We start from the raw sequence: 24,294 nt of genomic DNA, 5'->3' as shown, positions 1-24,294 counted from the left end.
GCGGAAGGAGTGCACAAAGAGTATGTTAATTACACGCACGAACTGTGCCCGAGTATACACCAATCATCATGCAATCAGCGGCTTTGGCGCCAATTGTATGGAATTAATACACCTCAAACGGCAAGATTTCTGCATAATCATTCGCATTCGCGCCTAGACTTGGAACAACACAAGGAAACATTCCATGAAAATACACAGCCTGCAACATGTGCCTTTTGAAGATATTGGCAGCATGGCAGATGATTTTCGCGCCCGGAATTACCCTGTTACGACCACCCATTGGTATTGCGGTGACAAAGCACCGGACGTGAACAGTTTTGATGCATTGATTGTTATGGGCGGGCCTATGGGCATCTACGACGAGGCAATCCACCCCTGGCTGGCCAATGAGAAAGTTTTGATAAAAGAGGCGATTGCAGCGGGCAAAATTGTTCTGGGAATTTGCCTGGGCGCGCAGTTGATCGCCGATGTATTGGGTGCAAAAGTGACTCGCAATGCATATAAAGAAATTGGCTGGCTACCGATTGCCATTAATCCGGCTGCGGCCAATCATCCTATCGCACAGGTATTTACCCGCAACCCGAATGTATTTCATTGGCACGGTGACACCTTCGCTTTACCGTCCGGTGCCGTACATCTGGCAAGCAGCGAAGGGTGTGCAAACCAAGCTTACAGTTACAATAACCAGGTGTTCGGTTTCCAATTTCATTTGGAGACAACACTCGCGTCAGCGCAAGCATTAATTGAACATTGTGCGGAGGACATTGACGGCTCGCGCTATACACAAAGTGCGAAAGACATTCTCGCCAGCCGTGAAAAATTTGCGCAGATCAATCGCGCCATGAGTGAAGTGATCGCGGTTATTTTTGACAAAAAATCTGAACAAAAACGGGACGCGAGTTAAAGTACAACGCCAAATAAATGCCCTGCCGCTGCTGTTAATGCCATAGCGGCAGCGCCCCAAAAACCAACACGTGCAGCGCCAATCCACACATTCGCACCACCTACTTTTGCCGCAAGCCCGCCCAATAAAACCAGTGCTAAAAGCGAGACAGAAGTAATTGCAAAAGAGAGATATTCAACTGGATGAAGTAATACCACCAACAGTGGAATAGACGCACCCGTCGCGAAGGTTGCAGCCGAGGTTAATGCGGCTTGCAGCGGTTGTGCATTGTTAATATCGGTGATGCCCAATTCATCGCGTGCGTGGGCACCCAGGGCATCGTGCGCCATTAATTGCTGCGCAACTTCGCGGGCAAGATTGCGCTCCAGTCCGCGCGCTACATAAATTTCCTCCAATTCGCGATGCTCACCGGCAACATCATTTTCCAGCTCGCGGGTTTCACGTGCGAGATCAGCAGCTTCAGTATCCGCCTGCGAACGCACCGATACATATTCACCCGCAGCCATGCTCATTGCGCCCGCAACCAAACCGGCAACACCCGCAAGCACTATGGCTGACGAATCCGCTTTGGCCGCCACAATTCCCATCATCAAACTGGCGGTGGAAATAATGCCATCGTTCGCGCCCAACACTGCCGCGCGCAACCAACCGGAATGATGTGAACGATGTCTTTCGCGATGCCGCATAAGTTAAAAGCTCTTCAATGAAATCAATAAAATAGTTAAGACTGAAAATTAGCAATACCTGAAACAACTTTAGCCGCACTTGAACATTATCGATACACACGCCCCTGGTATTTCAACCAGCCGCCAGGATGTTTACCTCTGGGGTCATGATGTGTCCAATGGATGAGCCCACCTTTTTCATTCCACTCATATTCGCCGTAAAACTCCAGCAGTTCACCCTCACGCAAATTGTCTACGCGTGGCGCCAGATCAATATTATGTGCGATTAATAAGGAATGGCCAGATTCAAGTTCAATTAAAAATCGCTGGTGACGACTGCCTTTATTGTCATCAGACAAAATGCGTACCACCCTGCCCTCAGCACCCACTTGAATATTGGAACGCCCACTACGAAATGCCTCGGCGATCAATACATCGCCGGCGGCAACACTTTTACCCTCACCGACCAGGATAAGTTGCTCTTGTGCGTCTGCGGATTCCAGCAGCTGTTGCTTATTGACGCCATTAAGCATTACCAATGCCAAGGCAAAAATCAGCAAGGCAAATAAAGGTTTCAATTTACTGCGTGGTTTCATGAAATTCTCTCGAGGCTTTAACTCTATAACCGTCCTAAAGGCACGTAGAATAACCCGGCACGTCCAGACTGTTAATGCGAACCCGTGCAATCGACCCAGGTAGTTTTACCCATAGAACCCGGCCCAAACCGGACTATCCAGCCCACCTATTTTGACAAAAGTTAAATTGACAGACCATTTGGTCTGTTATTTAATAGCGACCGACCAAATGGTCTGTTGTCCTTTTTATGCTGCTTTCGAGCCATACCAGAGCAACCGATGGCGCAATGTCATTACCTATAATGGAGAAAAAGGAACTTCAAACCAGGTTGCGTGACCAGCTGACTTCAATGTGGATTCAGTTTGTGGGGACCAATCCAGCGTTGGGTTGCAGGTACTTAAACCTCAAGAACTAAAAAGATCGCTCAAGGAGCACACCGTTAATGAAAAATATTTTTAAATCCTCACTTGCGCAAATGCCGCTCTTGCAAAGCTTCCCACGTCTGGAATTACGCACACCCTATCACCTGTCTGACTTCCAGCCTTTTTCGCTGGAATTAATGAGCTACACCAATCGGGTCCGATCGGTAGCCTTGGCTTTTTTGATTATCGGTTTACTGGCGATTTCCACCACGCTGAGCTTCGAGTTCTGGCAAATTAACCCATTGATAACCGCCGAAAACGCGCTGCTGGAATTGAGTCAGGGTGCCTTCCTCGTGTTGGCTGCACTGGTACAAGGCATATGTGCATTTACCGTGCATGACTCGGGATTAAAGCGTGATATTCGTATGGGACTTGCCCTGTTTGCGTTCGCACTTTTTCTTCGCGAAGTTGATATTGATAAGCTCGGCACCAGCGCAGCTTGGGATGCATTGGAGAAAGTACTGCGTGTCATTACCCTCTTAATGATCCTGGGTTTTGTTGCGCACATGTCGCGCCGCATCAAGCTGGTGCTGCGCAACATTGGTAAAATTCTGCTCTCACCAACCATCCTTATCACCATGCTTGCCTGCGTGCTCTACGCCTGTGGCTGGCCGTTTGACAAGGAACTATTCAGCATCGACAAGAGTCTATCGCTGTGGTTTGAGGAGACATTTGAACTCAATGCCTGCCTGTTATTCTTCTCCGCAGGTTTGGCGAATAACATCAAAACAGATGAGGTAAAAATCCAGGCGCCGTCATTTTAACGGCGCTGTATTTCTTCGAATGGTTCACTGGGATGTCATGAAAAAGTGATAACAAAAAAATGACCAAGTACCCAAGAGACAATTATGGCCACTGAACGCAATGCTGAACAAACCCGCACCCGCATACTTGAAGCGGCACGCGAGGAAATTTTTCAAAACGGTTATCAAGGGATGCGCATTGACGCAATCCTGCAAAAAACCAAATTGGCCAAGGGCGCCCTTTACCATTATTTCCCTAACAAATTAGCCTTGGGTTATGCCGTAGTAGACGAAGTATTAATGGGGCACTTCCAGACGGTCTGGCAAGAGTTTTTCCAGCAGCACAATGATCCCCTTACAACACTGCAACAAATGTTTGTTTGCAAAGCGGAGTCTTTTCAAAATGCGGCTTCTTTTAACGGCTGCCCAATGAATAACCTGAATCAGGAAATGGCAGCCATTGATGCCGGATTTCACCAGCGGCTGGAAAAAGTATTTGAAAACTCCCACATGACTATCGTGCGCGCACTTGAGGAAGGTCAAGTCAGCGGAATCGTGAGAAAAGACATAGATCCGGTTAAAATTTCAATGTTTATCTTTAGCAGCTATCAAGGAATTATGGGCGCTGCGAAATGCATGCAAGCGCCCGGGTTGCTGGGCGATTTATTCGGCACTTTAAACGACTACATCGACACCTTACGGGCAAACGATGCAACTCACAAACAGCACTGAATATCACCCGTGTCAGCAAATTTTTCTTTTAAAATGCTGCTCTATTTAATGCTGGTTTGAATACTGTAAACCCCGGTGATATCGCCATTAAATGCAGTGGCCTCATCTTTGTAGAATTCACGCAAATCCGCCAAAGTACCATTGTTAATATTTTCTTCACGATTGGTTGGTACCCAATAATGCGGAACGTTTTTACCATCCGGACCAGGAACGCCTTCCGGTGCATTGCGCCAAGTCAGCAAGAAAGCAATATTGCGTGCATCTTTGTCGGCCTTCAAACCGCCAATTAATTTGCGATACCATTGGTTATCATACTTTCCTGCTTCAATATCCGGAGCACGAATACCGATTTCAGAAATAACCGGCACTTTTCCACGCGCTTCAGCCATACGTACAACCAATGACGCATTTGCGACTACGTTGGCAAACCAATCTGCATTATTTTCTGCGGGTCCATAGGTATCAAAACCCAATACATCAACCCATGCATCACCTGGGTAGCGCTCCAGATAATTAGCTTCGGTTACATCAGCAAAATTATTGGGTGAGTACGCAAACAGGAAATTGTTTACGCCTTTGGTATCGCGCAGATACTCCACCGTGTATTGGTACAATTTTTTATATTGCTCAGGCGTTGACTGCTCTGCGCCCCACCAAAACCAGCTGCCGGTGTTTTCGTGCAGGATACGGAAGATGACCGGAATTAATTTTCCATTATCGTCTTTGAGATTATTTGCCCAATCGGCGAGCTGATCGAGGTAGCCGTTATAAACACTATTGAACTCACCACCCGGCAACGCAGCAACTACTGCAGCCGTTTTATCCCAGGATGTACCAACTGGCCATTCACCTTTTTGTTTGTCAGTAATCGGATTATCAAAATGCGCGCTGACGGTAATGATGCCGCCGCGTGCGTAAGCTTTTTTGACTTGCTCAACTATGTCGCCTTCTGATTTTGGCGTAACGATTGAAAGCGTATCCCAACCGTAGACTGCCGCGAAATCACCGACTGCATTAAAGGTATCTGACTGGGTTCCATCAGTAGTCGTAATCGTCAACCCTTGGGTAGTGTCATGCTGGTGACCAAACATGATGGCTTTCTTGCGCTGCCCAAGCATAAATGCAAATAACGAGCGGGTTTCAGCAGTCGCATTTTTATTGACGATGTTAATCTCAACCGGTGCCGCTGCGGTTTGCACCATATTGGATTGCCCTACATCAGCAGTTTCACCGGATTTATCACAGCCGACGATAGCGAAAGCGGCGATTGCAAAAAGCGAACTACGCACCAGTATCATTAATGATCCCGGTATACAAAAAATTTTCATTGTTATCCTCTCGGAAATATTCTGAATTTCAGTGAAAGACTTTTAACTTTTTATAAGTCTATGGCGCAGCTGCTGGTGTTTTTGACGTGTGCCGACGTGAAGAACATAAGTTCCCCCCTGGTTCGGTTATAACTTTTTATTTATGGTGCTTCTTATTAAAGATGCTTCGGATTTGTGGATTTCAATTATTCTGGTAACGCACGCGTATACCGAGATCAAATGAAAGACGAAGTTCATCAGCATGAATTTCGCGCGGAAAAAAGCAACCGGAGATATGTGCCTGGCAAAAACTGGCACCCTCCAATTGTGTTGTACGGAAATCAATTCCGCGCAAATCAGCGCCGCGAAAATAGGCATCACGCAAATCCAGGCCGCCGGCATCCAGTTCACGCAAATCCAGGCCACGGAAATCGCCGCCGCGCAACATATCCATTTTTACTTCGCCGCGCGCTTTGCGTTGGTTAAATTCAGCCACACGCTCGGAACGCAACAGCTCGTAATAAGGATTGCTATGGACAATAGGCTTGGTCATGACGGACTCCCTTTAACTGGCTTTAGTTTCAATAAAACAGATTCAACCTTATTTGTTTTGACTATAGCCCAGTAATTCCGGATTTGCTTAACTGATCCCAGCGCCGCGAACATTATACTGAAAACGGTTACATCCGCATTTAAGAAGTGTAATTATCCTGTTAAAAAGCCCTGTCGGGCCAGTTGGTATTTTGAGTGGCGCGGGTTACACTTGCCTACAAGCTGCAACATAGCGGCACGCCCGATTTTTACGGTTACTGTTGTTTATCAATCTAGCCTTTGGGCAGGCAATCCTCGGTCAAACTTATCCCCTCAGGCATAGCCTGATGGAATAACAATCTTCAGCCAGTCTCCCTTTCACTAGGTTTAGCTGCTCGTTTTTCGAGCTAAGCTAAAGACATGCGTTGAGCGTAAAAAATTATCTTGCCATCGCACAGCTCACGCGGGTCCGCTGTCGCTTCGGCATTATTGAGGAATTGTGAGAATGAGCTTTATCCACGACGACTTTTTGCTCGACACAGAGCAGGCGAAAATACTCTTTCACGAGTACGCCAAAAACATGCCCATCATTGACTACCACTGCCACCTTCCCCCTGAACAAGTAGGCCAGAATAAGCAATTCAAAAACCTTACTGAAGTCTGGTTGGCAGGTGATCATTACAAATGGCGCGCCATGCGCTCTAATGGCGTGAATGAGCGTTTCTGTACCGGTGATGCCAGTGACTGGGAAAAATTTGAACAGTGGTGCGCAACTGTGCCCTATACCTTGCGCAATCCTCTCTACCACTGGACCCATCTGGAATTGCGTAAACCTTTCGGTATTACCGACCGCTTGCTTGATAGCAGCAATGCCAAACGCACTTGGGATGAATGTAACGAATTACTGGCAACACCGGAATTCAGCGCGCGCGGCCTGATGACCCAAGCCAACGTTAAGATGGTGTGTACCACCGATGATCCGATCCACGATCTCGCCCACCACAAAACTGTTGCTGCGGATAAGTCTTTTAAATCGGCGATGCTCCCGACCTGGCGCCCCGATCGTGCCATGATGGTGGAAGACACGGCGGCCTATAACAAGTATCTGGATCGCTTGGCAATTGCTGCCGATGTGAACATCAATACCTTCGAAGATTTGATCAAAGCGCTGGATGTTCGCCACGACTATTTCCACGCAAATGGCTGCCGGTTGTCGGACCATGGCTTGGAAACTGTTTATGCAGCCGATTACACGCAGGAAGAAATCAACACTATTTTCCTGAAAATTCGCGGCCATAAAGATCTGGATGCGACTGAAATCGAGAAATTCCAATCGGCAATGATGGTGGAATTTGCCCTGCAAGATCACGCCAAAGGCTGGGTGCAACAATTCCATATCGGTGCGATCCGCAATAACAATCCGCGCTTGTTCCGCACATTGGGCGCCGACACCGGTTTTGATTCGATTGGCGATCACAACTACGCCAAACCGCTGGCCAAGTTTTTGGGTCGTCTGGATGATCAAAACAAACTCGCCAAAACCATTATTTACAACCTGAACCCGCGCGATAACGAAGTGATCGGCACCATGATCGGTAACTTCCAGGACGGTTCATCGGCAGGCAAAATCCAATTCGGCAGTGGCTGGTGGTTCCTCGACCAGATGGAAGGCATGACTCGCCAAATCGAAGCTTTGAGTCAATTGGGTTTGTTGAGCCGCTTTGTCGGTATGCTCACTGACAGCCGCAGCTTCCTGAGCTACTCACGTCATGAATATTTCCGTCGCATTTTGTGTGGAATCCTGGGTCGTGATATGGCCAAAGGTTTGGTTCCAAACGACACCAAGATGGTCGGCAAGATGATTCAGGACATTAGCTTTAATAATGCGAAAAACTATTTTCCGTTTGTAGTACCAGAATAAGTACCCGAATAACTGCCAAAGCGGTTTAAAATAGCCCGGTTCGCCGGGCTTTTTATTCCCTCTCCTTTTTGAGAATTGGATTTGCTAAACATTGAATTTATTAAACAATGCACTCAATACTTTTCTCTTCGCCTTCAACATCACAGCGCCAATTTTTGTGATGCTCTTTCTCGGTATCTGGCTGAAAAAGCGCAGTATAATCAACGACGAATTTATTAAAAGCGCATCGCAGTTGGTGTACAACATTGGCCTGCCGGTCATGTTATTTATCACCAGTGTCCACACCGATATTTCACACATCGGCAATTGGACCATGCTCATCGCCTTTGGAGTAATGACTTGCGCAGTGTTTGCCGGCAGTTTGCTGACTGCCCACTGGTACTGCAAAGATGAGCGCGATCAAGGCGTTTTTATCCAGGGTGCTTTTCGCGGCAATCTGGTGATTTTAGGTTTGGCATTTTGCGCAAATGCTTACGGTGAAAAAGGCTTGGCACTCGCCTCACTCCCTGTCGCCATGACGGTGTTGCTGTACAACGTGCTATCGGTTTATGTACTGAATCGCAGTTTGCAACGCGCCACCAATTCGTTGCGAACAACATTAGTTGGTATTGTTAAAAACCCGTTGATCATCGCCATTTTTACTGGCTTTGCAGTGAATGCCATCAACCTGACATTACCCGCCGTGATATTGGATAGCGGTAAATATTTGAGTCAGATGGTATTGCCACTGGCATTGATTTGTATCGGTGGCTCATTAAGCATCGAGCGACTAGCCCGCATAGATATGACTGCGATAAGTGCCTGCGTGTGGAAACTTATGTTGTCCCCACTGATTGCGTGCGCAATCGCTATTGGTTTAGGGCTTAGGGGCGAGGCACTTGCAGTATTATTTTTATTGGCAGCATCACCCACCGCGACCATCAGTTTTGTGATGGTGCAAGCGATGAAAGGCAATGGTGAATTAGCGGCAAATATTATTGCACAAAGCACACTTTGGTCACTGATTACCGTGACCCTGGGGTTGTGGCTATTACAGATAATGAATTTGGTTTAACCAAACCAGACTTCAGGTAAACCGGTAAATTCCGTTTTAAAAATAAATAAATTACCCGCCTGTGGTTGCTGCGCTATCGCAGCGTCACTCAAACCAATTCGTGCGCTGGTCACCGCCAAAAAATTAAAATCGTTGCCACCAAATGCGACGCAAGTTGCTTGCGATACAGGCATATCCAGCACCAGATTTTTATCGCCGCTTGGTGAGTAACGCACGACGCGGCTACCGCCCCACTGGGCATTCCACACGTAACCCTCGGCATCTACACAAGCACCATCGGGTTCAACACCGATTTCAGTGTGCGCAAAAATGTCGGGATTGGATAACTCGCCAGTTTGCGCATCAAAGTCGTAAACGCGAATGCTATGGCTCGGCGAATCAGCGTGATACAACTTGCGCGAATCCGGGCTCCAGCAAAGCGCATTGGAAATCATCAAACCACTGAAATGTTTGCTTACGGTAAATTGTTGGTCCAAACAATAGAGCGCAGCACTTTGATCGGGAGTATTTTTTTGTTCGACGATAGTACCCATCCAAAAACGTCCCTGACGGTCGCAGCGCCCATCGTTGGAGCGATTACCTTTGATATCTGCTTCCGGTTTCGCGATCCATTCGAGCGTACCGGTTGCAATATCAAACCACGCAAAACCCGATTCAAATGCCGCGAGGATACGCGTATCATTTTTTGCAAATGTGAAACAACAGAGACGCTCGGGCACATCCCAGGTGCTTAAGTATTTATCACTGATGCGGTAGCGGTAAAGTTTTGCTGACGGAATATCCGTCCACCAAAAACATTCGTCCTGATGATTCCACTGCACGCCTTCCCCGAGCACATTTGCGCAGGGCACGGTATCGATAAGTTCAAAAGCGGCCATGATCATTAACTCTTTGCCGTTGGATTACAGAGTATTTTCTATGGGCAAAAAAACGCCCCTGAATAGGGGCGTCATTCTAACCGACTCCAGTGGCCGCGAGATTACCACCAGATACTGTAGAAAGCGATAAGCACTACTACCACGCCAGCACAGGCAATGTTGTACACAGGTTCAGTTTTGAAATTGATGCCTTTAAGATCGATGGCATTTTCCTGATCTTTACCGCCAGCGGCATAGGTAACAATAATCGCCAACACTGCGCAGATTAAAAATACTAAACCAACGCGATCCATAAACGGCAAACCTGGATAGAATTCTTTAAACGCGATAGACAAGAGAATGGAAGAAATACCGGCAACCAATGCAGAAGTTGCAGTCGCTTTTTTCCAGAAGAAACCAAACAGGAACATCAACACAATACCAGGTGTAAAGTAAGCGGTGAAATCCTGAATAAACTGGAATGCCTGATCTGATTTTCCAATCAATGGTTTGGCAACAACCAATGCAATGATTAATGAAATCGTCGCAGCTGCGCGCCCGACATTTACCAGATGAGTTTCTGACGCAGACGGTTTAATAATCAGCTTATAAATATCCATGGTAAACAAGGTAGAAATGCTATTCACTTTGGAGCTGAGTGACGCACAAATTGCAGCGACTAAACTGGCAAATACAATTCCCAATAATCCATGCGGAAGCAACTTCATCATTTCAGGATAAGCACGGTCTGAGGGCGACAAGCCAGGAATCAAACTCGCTGCCGCAACACCCGGCAATACCACAATGATTGGCATTAACACTTTCAAGTAAGCAGCAAGGGCAATACCTTTTTGTGCCTCTTGCAGACTTTTTGCAGCCAGCGTACGTTGGGTAATGTATTGGTTGAACCCCCAGTAGGACATATTCATTACCCACATACCACCGATTAACACGGAAATACCCGGCAGGTTTTGGTATTGCGGATTGCCTGGATCGAGGATGAGATCAAATTTTTCCGGCACTGTATCAAGCAAGGTTTTAAAACCGTGGACTATGCCTTGATCACCACCAATTTTTTCCAATCCCAAATAGGTAATCAGCAAACCGCCAAGCACCAACAAAGTCACCTGGAATACATCGGTAAAGGCTACAGCTTTCATACCACCGTAAATAGAATAAGTGAACGAGAAGAGCGCGAGACCAATCATCGCGTACACCATGTCTACACCGGTCACTGCTTCAATGGCCAAAGCGCCGAGATACAAAATAGAGGTGAGGTTTACCAGGACGTACAGCGTGAGCCAGAAAATCGACATGACGATGCGCACGCGGCGATCATAACGATTTTCCAGAAATTGCGGCATGGTATAAATACCTTTCGCCATAAAAATGGGCAGGAAGTATTTACCCACAATAAAAAGTGTAATGGCCGACATCCACTCATAGGATGCGATTGCAATACCGGCAGCGTAACCCGCACCGGACATACCGACAATTTGTTCGGCGGAAATATTCGCCGCGATAAGAGAAGTACCCACTGCCCACCAAGGCAGGGATTTACTGGCGAGGAAATAATCTTCGGCGGTTTTTTCATGCCCCGCTTTTTCGCGGGATACATAATAGGCAATGAAAATCAGGACACCGGCGTACAACGCCAAAATAGACAGGTCAAACCAATTGAGGCTATTAATCACCAACGTTCTCCTACAGCTTTATTAAATTTTTGTTTTTATAGTTGGATACAACGTCGGTAACTAATTGTTAGAAATTGCCCCAACCGTTAGGTCATCGCCATTAGATACGCCCTCCATCAACAACAAATTCCTGTGAGGTGATCATGGCAGAATCATCCGCAGCCAAAAATAATGCGAGATTGGCTACATCGTGGGCGCCCAAACGTTTTTTGAGACACACACGTTTCATCAGCTCCTCTTCTTCTTCCGCGCTCAACCATTTTTCCAATTGTTTAGGTGTTGCCACCCAACCCGGCAAAATGGAATTCACCCGAATATTATCCACGCCGTAATCCGTTGCCAGCGCTTTGGAAATACCTAAAATCCCGGCCTTGGCAGTGATGTAACCAGCCAGGCGCGGTGGCCCGAACTGCACATTGATCGAGCTGATATTGATAATCGAGCCTCCACCCTGTGCCGCCATCATCGGTTGCACCGCTTGCGCCGCAAAAAATGCCGGATGCAAATTGATCGCCAAACCGCGATACCAATCCGCCTCGGTAATAGTGCGCGTATCGACACGCTGGTCATTCGCAGCATTGTTAACCAACACCTGGATATCACCTTGCGCCTGTTGGGCATTCGCAATACTGCGTTGCAAAGCAGTGATATCACTTACGTCGCAGAGTTCAAACCAGGGGCGCGCATGCCCCTTGGCGACCAATTCATCGCACAGCGCGAGCGCAGCTTGGCCATCAATGTCTACAAAGGCCACTTTTGCAGCTTGCGCGGCAAAGGCTTCAACCAGCGCCGCACCTATACCGGTGGCACCGCCAGTGATAAATACACTGCGTCCCTTCAAGCTGGGGTAAGGGGTATATCCTTTATGGGCTGAGTAGCTAAACATGTTGATTTCTCTCTGGAGTCACGCGCCGTTCTTTATAGATAACGGCACCTTATATGAGCATAGGCAGTTGTGTATGACCTGCATAGGCTATTTAGGTTTTACCAGAGATACATTTATCAACTGCATCACTTCTTGCAGCAGATTTTTTACCGCTTTACTTGCGCTTTCCTGATCGCCAGCACAAATAGCATCATAAATACGTTTGTGATCGTCATAATCCGCGGTGAGCACACCTTTTAATTGGTTGGTGCTGGCAATACTCACGCGCAAGGCGACCTGGATAAACTCGCGCAACTGGAAAAAGAAGCGGTTGTTACCGGCAGCCAGGATGGCACAATGGAACTCAATGTCGGCGGCGAGCGGATCATCATGACCTTCATCCGCGCGCTTCATCCGTGCCAAGGCATCACCGATTGCCTTTATCTTTGCACTGTCCTGATTATTTTCCGCAGCGAGTACCGCCGCTTCCGGTTCAATCGCCATGCGCAATTGGGTGAACTCGCGCAGTAGCTCCAGTGACGGGCGCGCATTGAGTGTCCAGCCAAGTACATCGGCATCGAACATATTCCAATGGCTGCTAGGCATCACCCGGATACCCTGCCGCGGGCGCGATGCAATCAGCCCCTTGGCGGTGAGCATTTTTACCGCTTCGCGGGTAACGCTGCGGCTGATATTGAATTGTTGCGATAGCTCCGCTTCGGTTGGGAAGGATTTATCGATCGCATACTGACCTTGAACAATTGCCGCGCCCAATTGATGGGTTAACTGGTGTGTAAGATTACGCCCTGTATCCAGCATAGTTATTTAGCCTATTTATATTATATATTTATAAGGTATCCGACAAGGCTTTCTTCGTCGTTGAGCAATCTATATCGAGCCTTGGGAGAGTATACGGATACCGCTAATGTGGTGACCCTGAAAACAAAAACCCGCACCTGCAAGCACGCGCGGGTTATTTAACAAGAGGATACTGCTTTAGTCACGCAAAAAATGCGCGTCTATCTAAATTGCCTGAATTGCACAAGGGTAGCGCGGGCAGCTTATTCTTTGGCATTAATGTTTTCCGCAATCTCTTCCAGATTGGAGTGGCGAACGTCCTCGCCATTAACCAGGTAGATAACATACTGGGCAAGGTTGCGCGCGTGGTCGCCAATCCGCTCCAACGCACGCAATGACCACATAATATTCAATACGCGAGTGATACTGCGCGGATCTTCAATCATAAAAGTTACCAGCTCGCGCATCGCAGTGCTGTATTCCATATCAACTTGTTTATCAGTTTGCACCACCGTCAATGCCAGATCCATATCCAGACGCGCGAACGCATCCAATGCATCCTGCAACATACGCGAAACATTGCCGCCAATATGACGCACTTCGATATAACCGCGCGGCGCGAGGCCATCTTTATTCATTGCGATTGCCTGCCGGGCAATTTTACTTGCTTCATCACCAATGCGTTCCAAATCAGTAATCGCTTTGGTCACCGCAATCACTAAACGCAAATCACTGGCCGCCGGTTGACGACGGGCGAGAATGCGAATGCACTCTTCATCGATCGTCATCTCCATCGAATTGACTTTCAAATCGGCGCGCACAACTTGCTCCGCACGCTCGACGTCAGCATCGATCAACGCCTGAATTGCATCATTCACTTGACGCTGTGCCATTCCGCCCATTTCCGACAAATGTGTACGTATAGCTTCCAGCTCGAGATTGTATTGTTGCGAGATATGAAGAGTATGACTCGTAATATCCATAACCATGATGCGCCTCCGCATTAACCGTAACGGCCGGTGATGTAATCTTCAGTTTGTTTTTTACTGGGGTTGGTAAAGAGCGTGTCCGTTAAATCATGCTCAATCAAATCACCCATGTACATAAATGCTGTGTAATCCGAAACGCGCGCCGCCTGTTGCATATTGTGCGTCACAATTACGATAGTGTATTGGTGCTTTAGTTCGTTGATCAGCTCTTCAATTTTCAGCGTTGAGATTGGATCGAGCGCTGACGCGGGTTCATCGAGCAAAATAACTTCCGGTTCAATTGCGATTGCGCGTGCAATTACCAAACGCTGTTGCTGACCACCTGACAAACCAAATGCATTATCGTGTAAACGATCTTTTACTTCATCCCAGAGCGCTGCACCGCGCAACGATTTCTCTACCACTTCATCCAACACACGCTTGGATTTCACACCTTGTAAGCGTAGACCATAAGCGACATTTTCATAAATTGATTTTGGAAATGGATTCGGTTTTTGGAATACCATCCCCACTTGGCGACGCAATTCCGCCACATCAATACTTTTGTCATAAATATTGCTGCTGTCGAGCAAAATCTGGCCTTCAACACGGCAACCATCAACCAGGTCGTTCATACGATTGAAGCAGCGCAGCAGCGTTGATTTGCCACAACCGGACGGACCGATAAACGCAGTCACTCTTTTCTCCGGTATTTTCATGCTCACACCATTCAAGGCGCGCTTTTGATCGTAGTACAAGTTGAGGTCTTTTACTTCAAGCTTGATCGGTTCCACCAATGCAGTCGGGGTCATAAGCTGTGCCTGTTTAAAAAAATCACTAATTTATTTCAGATTGATGACAAATTTGTTACAACAATATACCGGTATTAATCCGACGCACTGCGATATTTTTCACGCAGGTTATTACGAATTTTTATCGCCGTGATATTGAGTGCGATGATCAGCAATACCAATGTTAGCGAGGTTGCATATACCAGTGGACGTGCCGCTTCAACATTCGGGCTTTGGAAACCCACATCGTAAATATGGAAACCCAAGTGCATAATTTTTTGGTCGAGATGCAGGTAAGGATAATTACCATCAACCGGTAACGCCGGAGCCAATTTCACTACGCCTACCAACATCAACGGCGCTACTTCACCGGCAGCGCGGGCAATAGCAAGAATCAAACCGGTCATCATTGCCGGAGTTGCAAGCGGCACCACTACTTTCCATAAAGTTTCTGCTTTGGTTGCACCCAGCGCCAAACTACCCTGGCGAATAGTACTTGGGATACGCGATAAACCTTCTTCCGTCGATACAATTACGATGGGCAAGGTGAGCAAGGCCAACGTGAGCGATGCCCAGAACAAACCCGGTGTACCGAAAGTGGGCGATGGTAGCGATTCTGCGTAAAACAATTCATCGAGATTGCCGCCGAGGGTGTACACAAAAAATCCCAAACCGAATACGCCGTATACAATCGAAGGAACACCGGCGAGGTTGTATACCGAGATACGGATAATTTTCAGGAAGGTACCTTGACGGGCATATTCGCGCAAATAAATGGCGGCGAGCACACCAAACGGCGTAACCATAATCGACATTACGATCACCATAGTCAGCGTACCGAAAATCGCAGGGAAAATACCGCCCTCCGTATTTGCTTCACGCGGCTCAGCACTCATAAATTCCCAAAAGCGCTCAAGGTATTGACCGAGCTTGCCGACTACACCCAGATCATTCGGGCGGGTCACACGCACAATATGATCAAACGCGATCACAACTTCTTTACCATCGGCCGTGCGCGCAATTAATTTATCGCGCGTCGCCTGTGCAAGAATGTCATCGCGAGTTTGTTTGATAACCGAGTATTCTGCTTCCAACTCCGCACGACGCTCTGCGAACTTCACATCGGCAGCTGCAAGTTGTGCACCTGAAACACCATCTAATTCCAAGCGGCGGCGATCCAAACGCAAATCATCCATACGCTTGTTAATGCGACCAATATCGGATTTTTCGATGCGGTGAATCTGCGAATGCAAATCCAATGCGCGTTCAATACGAATGTTCAATTGCTGCCAGAAATCTGCACTGCCCAACTCGCTGACGACTTTATCCTGCTCTTTAATCGCAACCGGATAGCCATAAAAATTACCCCACTCGCGACGCTCAACAGAAATAGCATCGATAGGGTAATCCCATTTTTCCATCCCGGTTTCAAGGAACCAGGCAAAGTCGCGACCATTCACATCGCGATTGCCCATCTTGAACAGATGGCGGGTAATTAATTCAACATTGTCTGCAACGATATAACCGCCATCGCGCGCAACGGCGGCGGGAATGATTTCCGAGCGCACATCTTCACCCATGATAATGTGGCGGGCACCTTCGCGATCAACAATTGAGGTTTGCAAAATATCGGCGGGCCAAAAATGACCAAAACCGCGTATCGCAATCAAACCCAACAGACCTACTACCATCACCATACAGATTGCAACTGCGCCGCCGTTTAACCAAATCCACGGCGATCCACTTTTAAACCAATCGGCTTGTGCTTTCACAAAATTTTTCATTGCAGTCACCAGGAATTAAAGATTGCTGTAGCGTTTACGCAAACGCTGACGAATGATTTCGGCGAATGTATTCACCACAAAAGTCAGTGCGAGCAATACCAGCGCAGCAAGGAAAAGCACACGGAAGTGCGTACTGGCTACTGCCGTTTCCGGTAATTCAACCGCAATGTTGGCGGAGAGCGTACGCATACCTTCGAAGATATTGAAATTAACCACGGGACTGTTACCGGTCGCCATCAACACGATCATGGTTTCACCGACCGCACGACCGAAGCCCATCATCACTGCGGAGAAAATACCGGGGCTTGCAGTAGGCAGCACCACACCCACCATGGTTTGCCAACGCGTTGCGCCGAGCGCGAGAGAACCTTGGGTAAGATGGCGCGGCACACTGAATACCGCATCTTCGGCAATAGAAAAAATACTCGGGATTACCGCGAAGCCCATGACGATACCTACCACCAACGCATTGCGCTGTTCGTAGTTGATGCCATTATCGGTAAACCATTGACGCATGCTGCCATCAAAAAACCAGATTTCAGCAAAAGGACTCATAGCAACGCAGGCCCAGACCGTCAAAATAATAGGTACCACCAGAATGGCCGCTTCCCATCCTTCCGGAATACGTGTGCGAATTGACTCAGGGAAGCGGCTCCAGATAAACCCGGTGATCAACATAATAACCGGCAATAAAATCAGAATACTGAAAATCGCGGGCAAGTGATTTTCCATAAAAGGTGCGAGCCACAAACCGGCAAGGAACCCGAGAATTACCGTGGGCAATGCCGCCATAATTTCAATCGCGGGCTTTACTACGCCGCGCAATTTCGGCGTCATAAAATACGCGGTATAAATTGCCCCCATGACGCCCAGCGGCACAGCAAACAGAATCGCAAAAAACGCTGCTTTCAATGTACCCAGCGAAAGTGGAACAAAACTCATTTTGGCTTCGAAGTTATCGCTACCGGAAGACGCTTGCCAAATATATTCCGGCGCTTCGCGGCCCTCGTACCAAACTTTTTCCCATAGCGAGCTGAAAGATACTTCCGGATGTTTATTCCACACATCGGCAACTGCTACTTTTTTATCAGCATCAATTAACAGTGCGCGATTGTTGATGGGAGAAATGGCAATGTTGCGGATCGGTTGTTTGCCCATCGATTTGATCAGCAGCGTACGCTCGGAGGTACCGAAATAAATGCCAATGTTGCCTTTATCATCACCAACCCAAAAACCGCGACGGGAGAATTCCGGTGCGACGGTGGTAATAGCGCCAGGCAGGGAATCGAAGTCACGCACAAATTCAACATGGTATTCATTGCTTGCATCGCGCACTAAAAACCATTGGCTAACCGCACCCTTATCGGTGCCGACTACCAGTGAGCCGGTGCCCACTAAAAATTGCAGCGTCGTAATTTTTCCTCCGCTGACTGTGACTGCTTCTTTGCGCTCTGCGGCAGCAGGATTGATAATTTTGTATAACAGGATCTGTGATGTATCAGTCGCAATCACCAGGTGCTGTGCAGTTTCATCAATTTGCATTGCGATCGCATTTGTGCCGGCGGGCAAAGGTGGCAGGGTAAATACTTCCTGCGTGAGGCTGGATTCGCCAGTAATCATGTTGGTACTACTGCTAAATACGCCGAGTACCAACCGGTTGTCCGCGGTCACTGTACCAATCAGAATACCGCCGGATGTCTCCTGAATTGCCAACACTTTCAGCGCTGCACCCTGTTCATCCAAACGGATAGGTGCTTCGCCCAATGGGTTTAACAAACCTGGAGTGATCAAACGTTTGTCTTGCGGGTAACTGAGTGAGTAGTTGGTTTTGATCACCGCCACTTCACCATTGCTGTAACCGTAAGCAATCAAACCATGATCGGCAGTACTGGTCGCCACACTGGCAAACTCGGCGTCCTCACTTTTTGGCAACCGGGCTTCAAGGATGGTTCTGCCATCGTTAACGTTAAAGAAATTCACCGCACCACTGCGCTTGAAGCTACCGCCAATTTCCTCGTAGCGTTCGAGCGTTAAAAATTCGGTATTGTCATTGGCTATCTGATGTAACTCGGCTTGATCATAGGTCTTGACCACTTCGACTGATGCACCGCGAAACAGTGGCGCCACCTCAGAGAATAAGTAAAAGAAAATCAAACCCAGAGAGAATACAACTGCCATACCCGCCGTCATAACACCGTAGCGAGAGATGGAGTCTTTGAGTTTACGAATACGACGCAAGCGGCTGCGTTGTTCGGAGGTCGGCATCAAACTGGTCGTTTGTCTTACCGATACAGTGGGTTCTGACATGGTCTACTCACTCGATTAAACTGCTGGCACGGAAATGCTAGCAAGCCATGATGACACTTTTGTTACAAAGCACCCTATTCCTGTCATCTAACTGTCACATTACAATGAACGCTTATAAAAAAACCGCCGAGCTAGTCGGCGGTTTTTGGTCACCACAGGGGTGAACTATTTTTGCAAGTCAGCCAACGCCTTGTTTGCCATGGTTGCTGGCAATGGAATGTAGCCATCGCGTACTACCGTTTCCTGACCGCGCTTGGACAGTACCAACTTGATGAATTCCAATTGCAATGCATCAAGTGGGCGATTCGGGTGCTTGTTGATATAAACGTAAAGCACACGCGCCAAAGGATAACTGCCATCCAATGCGTGGGACGCTTCTGCAGTAACAAAAGGCTGGCCATCTTTCTTCGACAAAGGAATCGCCTTTACGCCTGAAGTGATGTAACCAATACCTGAGTAACCGATACCGTTAATCGATTCAGAAACACCTTGCACCACTGACGCTGAACCTGGTTGCTCGTTGATACCAGCTTTGAAGTCACCTTTACACAAGGCTTCATCTTTAAAGTAACCGTAGGTACCTGATACAGCGTTACGGCTATACAGAGTGAAATCGCGGTTAACCCATGTGCCAGTCAAACCCAACTCACCCCAACGGGTAATGTCTTTCGGTGCACCGCATTTGCGGGTAGCCGAGAAAATCGCATCTACTTGCTGCAGGCTCAAACCTTTAATCGGGTTGTCTTTATTTACGTATACCGCGAGAACGTCGATTGCCACCGGTACAGCAGTAGGCTTGTAACCGTGTTTTGCTTCAAACGCCTGGATCTCTTCCGCTTTCATCGCACGGCTCATTGGGCCGAAGTTAGCAGTGCCTTCAGTCAACGCCGGTGGCGCAGTTGACGAACCGGCACCTTGAATTTGGATATTGACGTTAGGGTAAGATTTTTTGAAATCTTCAGCCCATAAGGTCATCAGGTTGTTCAGGGTATCTGAACCGATTGAGTTTACGTTTCCTGAAACGCCGGTAGCTACTTTGTAATCAGGTAATTTAGGATCAACAGCGGCGTGCAGCGCAGCGGCGCAAACCATAGAACCGGCGATTGCCAGTCCTTTGATAATTTTCATAGCGTTCATAGAGCGCTCCGTTAGTCATCGTGAGTAAAGAATTCTTGTCTGGTGTATGGCGAGGCGTCTTTCCTCTCCACTGATGATTACTTTACCCATCGAATATGACAGTTATATGACCAACAGACATTGCTGTCACAAATGTGTCTCACAAACGTCACAAACTGAAAAGCAAACGTCATTTGACGACGCGCAATCCCGGCCGCTTCGCTGCAGCGGCATCACTGGATGCTTTATTGATAGGAGTTGGTGTAACAGGCGATGTTGGAGGTACGGGCGGCTGTGGGTTTTGCTCCGCCTCGAACATCATTCCCTGGCCGTTTTCACGCGCGTAGATTCCAAGGATCGCACCACAGGGAACATAGAGATTATTAACCACACCACTGAAGCGCGCGTTAAACGACACGGCAGTATTGTCCATAAAAAAATCTTTAATCGCAGAAGGGGAAATATTCAGGATGATCTGGCCATCCTTATTCACATGCTGCTGCGGCACCTGAGTGCCTGGCACATGGGCGTCCACCAAAATATGGGGGGTGCAATTGTTGTCCAATATCCATTCGTAGATGGCACGTAGAAAATACGGACGGCTGGAGGACATGGACATAACTATTTCCTTCGACTGGGGATAACTACCGACGTCAACTTACAGGTATTTTAATCGAGGCTCAATTTTATCAAGACTCAAACAAAACGGGCGACCTAAGTCGCCCGTTTTTTATCAGTGGATCTCTCTCCAGAATTCGCGATTCAGGAAATAGACAAAGATAAACAGGATCACCAGGAATCCAAGCACGTACAAGCCAATAGACTGACGCTTAACGGCAATAGGTTCGGCAACATATTCAAGGAAGTTAACCAGATCGTAGACCGCTGCATCAAATTCGGCAGTGGTCATAGTACCCTTGATCTTGCCTTCTTTAAGTGCGCCGCAGTGCTCGTCCACTTCAATCTGGCCTACGTCATTACGCAATGCGCCGCCGTGGTGATTGAGTTTTGGACCAGCGCCACACTCCAGCAAACCTTGCGGACCAATCAACACGTGCGGCATACCCACATTAGGGAATACACGGTTGTTAACACCCCAGGGACGGCTTTCATCTTTATAGAAATTGCGCAGATAGGTGTAGAGCCATTCCGGTGAGCGGGCACGCGCTACCAAGGTCAGATCTGGCGGAGCTACACCGAACCAGACTTTGGATTGCTGTGGCTTCATTGCAATTTCCATCAATTGGCCAATACGTTGATCGCCAAAAATCAGGTTTTGCTCCATCAGGTCATGGGGAATATCCAGATCATCAGCGACACGCTCAAAACGCGAGTACTTAGCTGAATGGCACCCCATACAGTAGTTAGCGAAATATTTGGCACCGCGCTGCAAAGACTCTTTGTTAGTCAAATCCGGTTCCATGTGATCACAGGGAACTGCACCGCAGTTGAATGAACCTTCGCTTGCCACCGCTTTGATCGGAACCACAGCCAGAATGATGAACAATGCCAAGCCAGCGAGGACAATAATCGCCGGCAAACCTTTGGCTTGGGTACGGGTAGGTTCAACCAGGTCATTATCGCGCGCTGCCAAGAATGGCAATGCAGCAAAGATGGCCGCCAACAAGAAGCACAGCACTAACAACAACACCGGCACATCGCCACCAACGTATTCAAAGCCCATCCAGGTAAAGATCACTACAAACAGGCCGCAAAGGAACCAGGAAATTTTTGATTTGGCTTTTTGTGGGTTGGTGGTAGTCCAAACCGGCATGGTCAAAAAGTAGGCAAAATAAAACGCGGTAGCAATTTGCGACAGCAGGGTTCTACCTTCCGTCGGCGCTTTAACGCCCAAATATCCGAGCACCACAAACATAGATGCAAAAGCGATCAACATGATGCGTGGAATATGGCCGCGATAACGCATGGATTTCACTTTGCTGCGATCAAGCCAGGGCAATACAAACAGAAGTGCAATCGCCGCACCCATAGCCGCAAAACCAAGCAGTTTTGCAGTCAGTACCAGAGGGCCAATTTCAATCGGCATAGTCACTGCACGCAATACCGCATAGAAAGGCGTGAAGTACCAAACCGGTGCGATGTGGGTCGGCGTTTTCAGATTGTTCGCTTCTTCGAAGTTTGCGTACTCAAGGAAGAAACCACCCATTTCCGGCATGAAGAACATGATGAAACAGAAGGCGAACAAGAAGACTGTGATACCGACCAAATCGTGCACGGTGTAGAAAGGATGGAAAGGAACGCCGTCGCGCGGAATGCCATTCTCATCTTTGTTCTTTTTGATCTCAACGCCATCAGGGTTGTTGGAACCCACTTCGTGCAACGCCAGAATGTGCATTACCACCAGCGCCAGCAATACAATCGGCAGGGCTACGACGTGAAGCGCAAAGAAACGGTTCAGGGTAATACCGGAGATCAGGTAGTCACCACGAATCCATTGCACCAGTTGTTCACCGATACCCGGAATAGCACCGAACAGAGACACAATTACCTGCGCGCCCCAATATGACATCTGGCCCCAAGGTAATACGTACCCCATAAAGGCTTCCGCCATGAGCACCAGATAAATGGTCATACCAAAAATCCACACCAACTCGCGCGGGGCTTTATAAGAGCCGTACATCATGCCGCGGAACATATGGAGATAAACCACAATAAAGAAAGCCGATGCGCCGGTGGAGTGCATGTAGCGCAGCAACCAACCAAAATCCACATCGCGCATAATGTATTCGACCGATGCGAACGCACCTTCAGCCGACGGGTTGTAACTCATGGTCAACCAGATACCGGTAATCAATTGGTTAACCAACACCAACAACGAGAGCACACCAAAGAAGTACCAGAAGTTGAAGTTCTTGGGCGCATAGTACTTACCCATGTGGGTATCCCATGCACGCTGAACCGGCAGACGCTTATCAACCCACTGCCATAAACCTGTTAACCAATTCATATCAAGCCCCCTGATCTTCGCCAATCACAACTATAGACTCGCTCTCATAACGATGAGGAGGAACTTCCAGGTTCAGCGGTGCTGGTACAGCTACGTATACGCGACCGGCAAGATCGTATTTGGAACCATGGCATGGGCAAAAGAATCCACCCTGCCACTTCTCACCACCTAAATCTGCCGCCCCTACATCCGGACGAAACGCGGGCGCGCAACCTAAATGCGTACAAACACCCAACAGAATTGCAAACTCTTTATTAATGGCACGCTCGGCATTTTTGGCGTATTCAGGCTGTTGCGGTTCGTTCGAATTTGCATCGAGCAGAACACCCTGCTCTTCCACTTTTTTCAAACTGTCCAGAGCAGCTTGCGTACGGCGTACAATAAACACCGGCTTACCGCGCCACTCAATGGTGACCATCGCACCCGGTTCAATCTTGCTGATGTTGTATTTGACTGGCGCGCCCGCCGCTTTCGCTTTGGCACTCGGATTCCAGGAACCTACAAATGGAATCGCAGCACCTACAACACCAACCGCACCCACAGCACAAGTGGCTCCGATTAATACGCGGCGGCGCGTTTGATTTACAGCGTCATTACTCATGACGAATTTCTCCCCTAAACAGCTTTAACGGCTAGCAAATTGCCTAAAATCGTCCTGTGACTAGTTACATATCGTTACTAAGTCCGGCGAAATAAGGAATATTGGGTGACTCTAAGAAAAGGCGGGCAATGTTAATGAATTAACGCACTGCTTACAAGAATAACCACACGTAAACAGTGGGTTATAAGCCGATAATTTTAGACGTAAAAAAACGCCCAAGCCAGTAAAGACTTGGGCGTTTTTGATGATCGTCAACCAGCCAACAAAAAAGCGGCTGGAGAAAACCATTAACGCTTGGAGAATTGTGGCTTCTTACGTGCTTTACGCAGACCAACTTTCTTACGTTCAACTTCGCGAGAATCGCGAGTCACGTAACCGGCTTTACGCAGATCGCTACGCAGAGACTCATCATATTCCATCAGCGCACGGGTCAAGCCGTGACGGATAGCGCCCGCTTGACCGAAACTACCACCACCGGCGACAGTGACGTTAACGTCAAACTTTTCTACCAAACCAACCAATTCCAGTGGTTGACGCACTACCATGCGCGCAACCGGACGACCGAAATACTCGTCCAAAGGACGGTCATTTACGATGATGGTGCCTGTACCAGCGGTGATGAACACGCGCGCGGTAGAGGTTTTGCGACGGCCAGTGCCGTAAAATTGTGTAGCAGACATGTCAGCTCCC

General features: G+C 48.1%; 22 protein-coding genes. 5 read left to right on the top strand and 17 right to left on the bottom strand.

Translation table 11 applies throughout. The features are described from left to right. Window positions 1-184 precede the first annotated feature (184 nt). Window positions 185-904 (top strand): type 1 glutamine amidotransferase, encoded by a 720-nt coding sequence (locus tag AC1RJL_RS02405; protein ID WP_492911149.1) that lies wholly within the window; start codon window positions 185-187, stop codon window positions 902-904. Here the strand turns inward: AC1RJL_RS02405 and AC1RJL_RS02400 are convergent. Together AC1RJL_RS02400 and AC1RJL_RS02395 are read right to left on the bottom strand one after the other, a co-directional pair. Next, window positions 901-1,590, bottom strand: a complete 690-nt coding sequence (locus AC1RJL_RS02400) for a VIT1/CCC1 transporter family protein (RefSeq protein WP_492911148.1) — start codon at window positions 1,588-1,590, stop codon at window positions 901-903. The two genes, AC1RJL_RS02405 and AC1RJL_RS02400, sit on opposite strands and share 4 nt — an antisense overlap. 86 nt (window positions 1,591-1,676) lie before the next feature. After that, window positions 1,677-2,165 (bottom strand): DUF3465 domain-containing protein, encoded by a 489-nt coding sequence (locus tag AC1RJL_RS02395; protein WP_492911147.1) that lies wholly within the window; start codon window positions 2,163-2,165, stop codon window positions 1,677-1,679. A 422-nt stretch (window positions 2,166-2,587) separates the two neighbouring features. On the opposite strand from AC1RJL_RS02395, the gene AC1RJL_RS02390 reads away from it, so the two are divergent. Further along, window positions 2,588-3,331 carry a hypothetical protein gene (locus tag AC1RJL_RS02390; RefSeq protein WP_492911146.1) on the top strand — a complete coding sequence of 248 codons (744 nt, stop codon included), beginning with the start codon at window positions 2,588-2,590 and terminating at the stop codon, window positions 3,329-3,331. A gap of 84 nt (window positions 3,332-3,415) precedes the next feature. Then, on the top strand, window positions 3,416-4,042 hold the full coding sequence (locus AC1RJL_RS02385; protein ID WP_492911145.1) for a TetR/AcrR family transcriptional regulator: 627 nt from the start codon (window positions 3,416-3,418) through the stop codon (window positions 4,040-4,042). 41 nt (window positions 4,043-4,083) lie between these two features. Here AC1RJL_RS02385 and AC1RJL_RS02380 read toward each other — a convergent pair whose 3' ends face one another. Together AC1RJL_RS02380 and AC1RJL_RS02375 are read right to left on the bottom strand one after the other, a co-directional pair. Further along, a complete protein-coding gene (locus tag AC1RJL_RS02380; protein WP_492911144.1) occupies window positions 4,084-5,340 on the bottom strand; it encodes a glycosyl hydrolase in 1,257 nt (418 codons plus the stop codon). 211 nt (window positions 5,341-5,551) lie between these two features. Beyond that, window positions 5,552-5,902 (bottom strand): pentapeptide repeat-containing protein, encoded by a 351-nt coding sequence (locus AC1RJL_RS02375; protein WP_492911143.1) that lies wholly within the window; start codon window positions 5,900-5,902, stop codon window positions 5,552-5,554. A gap of 483 nt (window positions 5,903-6,385) precedes the next feature. Between AC1RJL_RS02375 and uxaC the strand changes: the two genes are divergently transcribed. Next, window positions 6,386-7,801 (top strand): glucuronate isomerase, encoded by a 1,416-nt coding sequence (gene uxaC, locus AC1RJL_RS02370; RefSeq protein ID WP_492911142.1) that lies wholly within the window; start codon window positions 6,386-6,388, stop codon window positions 7,799-7,801. Between the two features lie 91 nt (window positions 7,802-7,892). After that, window positions 7,893-8,855 (top strand): AEC family transporter, encoded by a 963-nt coding sequence (locus tag AC1RJL_RS02365; RefSeq protein ID WP_492911141.1) that lies wholly within the window; start codon window positions 7,893-7,895, stop codon window positions 8,853-8,855. On the opposite strand, the gene AC1RJL_RS02360 is transcribed toward AC1RJL_RS02365, so the two are convergent. From AC1RJL_RS02360 to rpsI, 13 genes are all read right to left on the bottom strand, one after another. Further along, window positions 8,852-9,733, bottom strand: a complete 882-nt coding sequence (locus AC1RJL_RS02360; RefSeq protein ID WP_492911140.1) for an SMP-30/gluconolactonase/LRE family protein — start codon at window positions 9,731-9,733, stop codon at window positions 8,852-8,854. The two genes, AC1RJL_RS02365 and AC1RJL_RS02360, sit on opposite strands and share 4 nt — an antisense overlap. A gap of 101 nt (window positions 9,734-9,834) precedes the next feature. Beyond that, window positions 9,835-11,406, bottom strand: a complete 1,572-nt coding sequence (locus AC1RJL_RS02355; protein WP_492911139.1) for a sodium:solute symporter family transporter — start codon at window positions 11,404-11,406, stop codon at window positions 9,835-9,837. Between the two features lie 100 nt (window positions 11,407-11,506). Continuing rightward, on the bottom strand, window positions 11,507-12,292 hold the full coding sequence (locus AC1RJL_RS02350; RefSeq protein ID WP_492911138.1) for an SDR family NAD(P)-dependent oxidoreductase: 786 nt from the start codon (window positions 12,290-12,292) through the stop codon (window positions 11,507-11,509). An 87-nt stretch (window positions 12,293-12,379) separates the two neighbouring features. Further along, window positions 12,380-13,090, bottom strand: a complete 711-nt coding sequence (locus AC1RJL_RS02345; RefSeq protein WP_492911137.1) for a FadR/GntR family transcriptional regulator — start codon at window positions 13,088-13,090, stop codon at window positions 12,380-12,382. Between the two features lie 242 nt (window positions 13,091-13,332). After that, window positions 13,333-14,052: a phosphate signaling complex protein PhoU gene (gene phoU / locus AC1RJL_RS02340; protein ID WP_492911761.1), complete on the bottom strand. Its 720-nt coding sequence runs from the start codon at window positions 14,050-14,052 to the stop codon at window positions 13,333-13,335. Window positions 14,053-14,072: 20 nt separating this feature from the next. Further along, window positions 14,073-14,849, bottom strand: a complete 777-nt coding sequence (gene pstB, locus AC1RJL_RS02335; RefSeq protein ID WP_492911136.1) for a phosphate ABC transporter ATP-binding protein PstB — start codon at window positions 14,847-14,849, stop codon at window positions 14,073-14,075. A 74-nt stretch (window positions 14,850-14,923) separates the two neighbouring features. Beyond that, window positions 14,924-16,612 (bottom strand): phosphate ABC transporter permease PstA, encoded by a 1,689-nt coding sequence (pstA, locus tag AC1RJL_RS02330; RefSeq protein WP_492911135.1) that lies wholly within the window; start codon window positions 16,610-16,612, stop codon window positions 14,924-14,926. A 15-nt stretch (window positions 16,613-16,627) separates the two neighbouring features. Further along, on the bottom strand, window positions 16,628-18,919 hold the full coding sequence (locus tag AC1RJL_RS02325) for an ABC transporter permease subunit (protein WP_492911134.1): 2,292 nt from the start codon (window positions 18,917-18,919) through the stop codon (window positions 16,628-16,630). A gap of 165 nt (window positions 18,920-19,084) precedes the next feature. Beyond that, a complete protein-coding gene (locus AC1RJL_RS02320; protein WP_492911133.1) occupies window positions 19,085-20,056 on the bottom strand; it encodes a PstS family phosphate ABC transporter substrate-binding protein in 972 nt (323 codons plus the stop codon). 169 nt (window positions 20,057-20,225) lie between these two features. Next, entirely contained in the window at window positions 20,226-20,654 is a 429-nt protein-coding gene (locus AC1RJL_RS02315; RefSeq protein WP_492911132.1) for a ClpXP protease specificity-enhancing factor, read from the bottom strand. A 114-nt stretch (window positions 20,655-20,768) separates the two neighbouring features. Next, the gene (locus AC1RJL_RS02310; protein ID WP_492911131.1) at window positions 20,769-23,003 is read right to left on the bottom strand and encodes a ubiquinol-cytochrome c reductase; all 2,235 of its coding nucleotides are present in this window, start codon (window positions 23,001-23,003) and stop codon (window positions 20,769-20,771) included. A 1-nt stretch (window position 23,004) separates the two neighbouring features. Continuing rightward, the gene (petA, locus tag AC1RJL_RS02305; RefSeq protein WP_492911130.1) at window positions 23,005-23,604 is read right to left on the bottom strand and encodes a ubiquinol-cytochrome c reductase iron-sulfur subunit; all 600 of its coding nucleotides are present in this window, start codon (window positions 23,602-23,604) and stop codon (window positions 23,005-23,007) included. A 287-nt stretch (window positions 23,605-23,891) separates the two neighbouring features. Further along, on the bottom strand, window positions 23,892-24,284 hold the full coding sequence (gene rpsI, locus AC1RJL_RS02300; RefSeq protein WP_492911129.1) for a 30S ribosomal protein S9: 393 nt from the start codon (window positions 24,282-24,284) through the stop codon (window positions 23,892-23,894). Window positions 24,285-24,294: the final 10 nt, after the last annotated feature.

The sequence above is a fragment of the Cellvibrio sp. GW822-FHT04B05 genome (assembly GCF_058800985.1).
The sequence above is the reverse complement of the archived record's forward strand: the minus strand, read 5'-3'. Positions and strand labels throughout refer to the sequence as shown.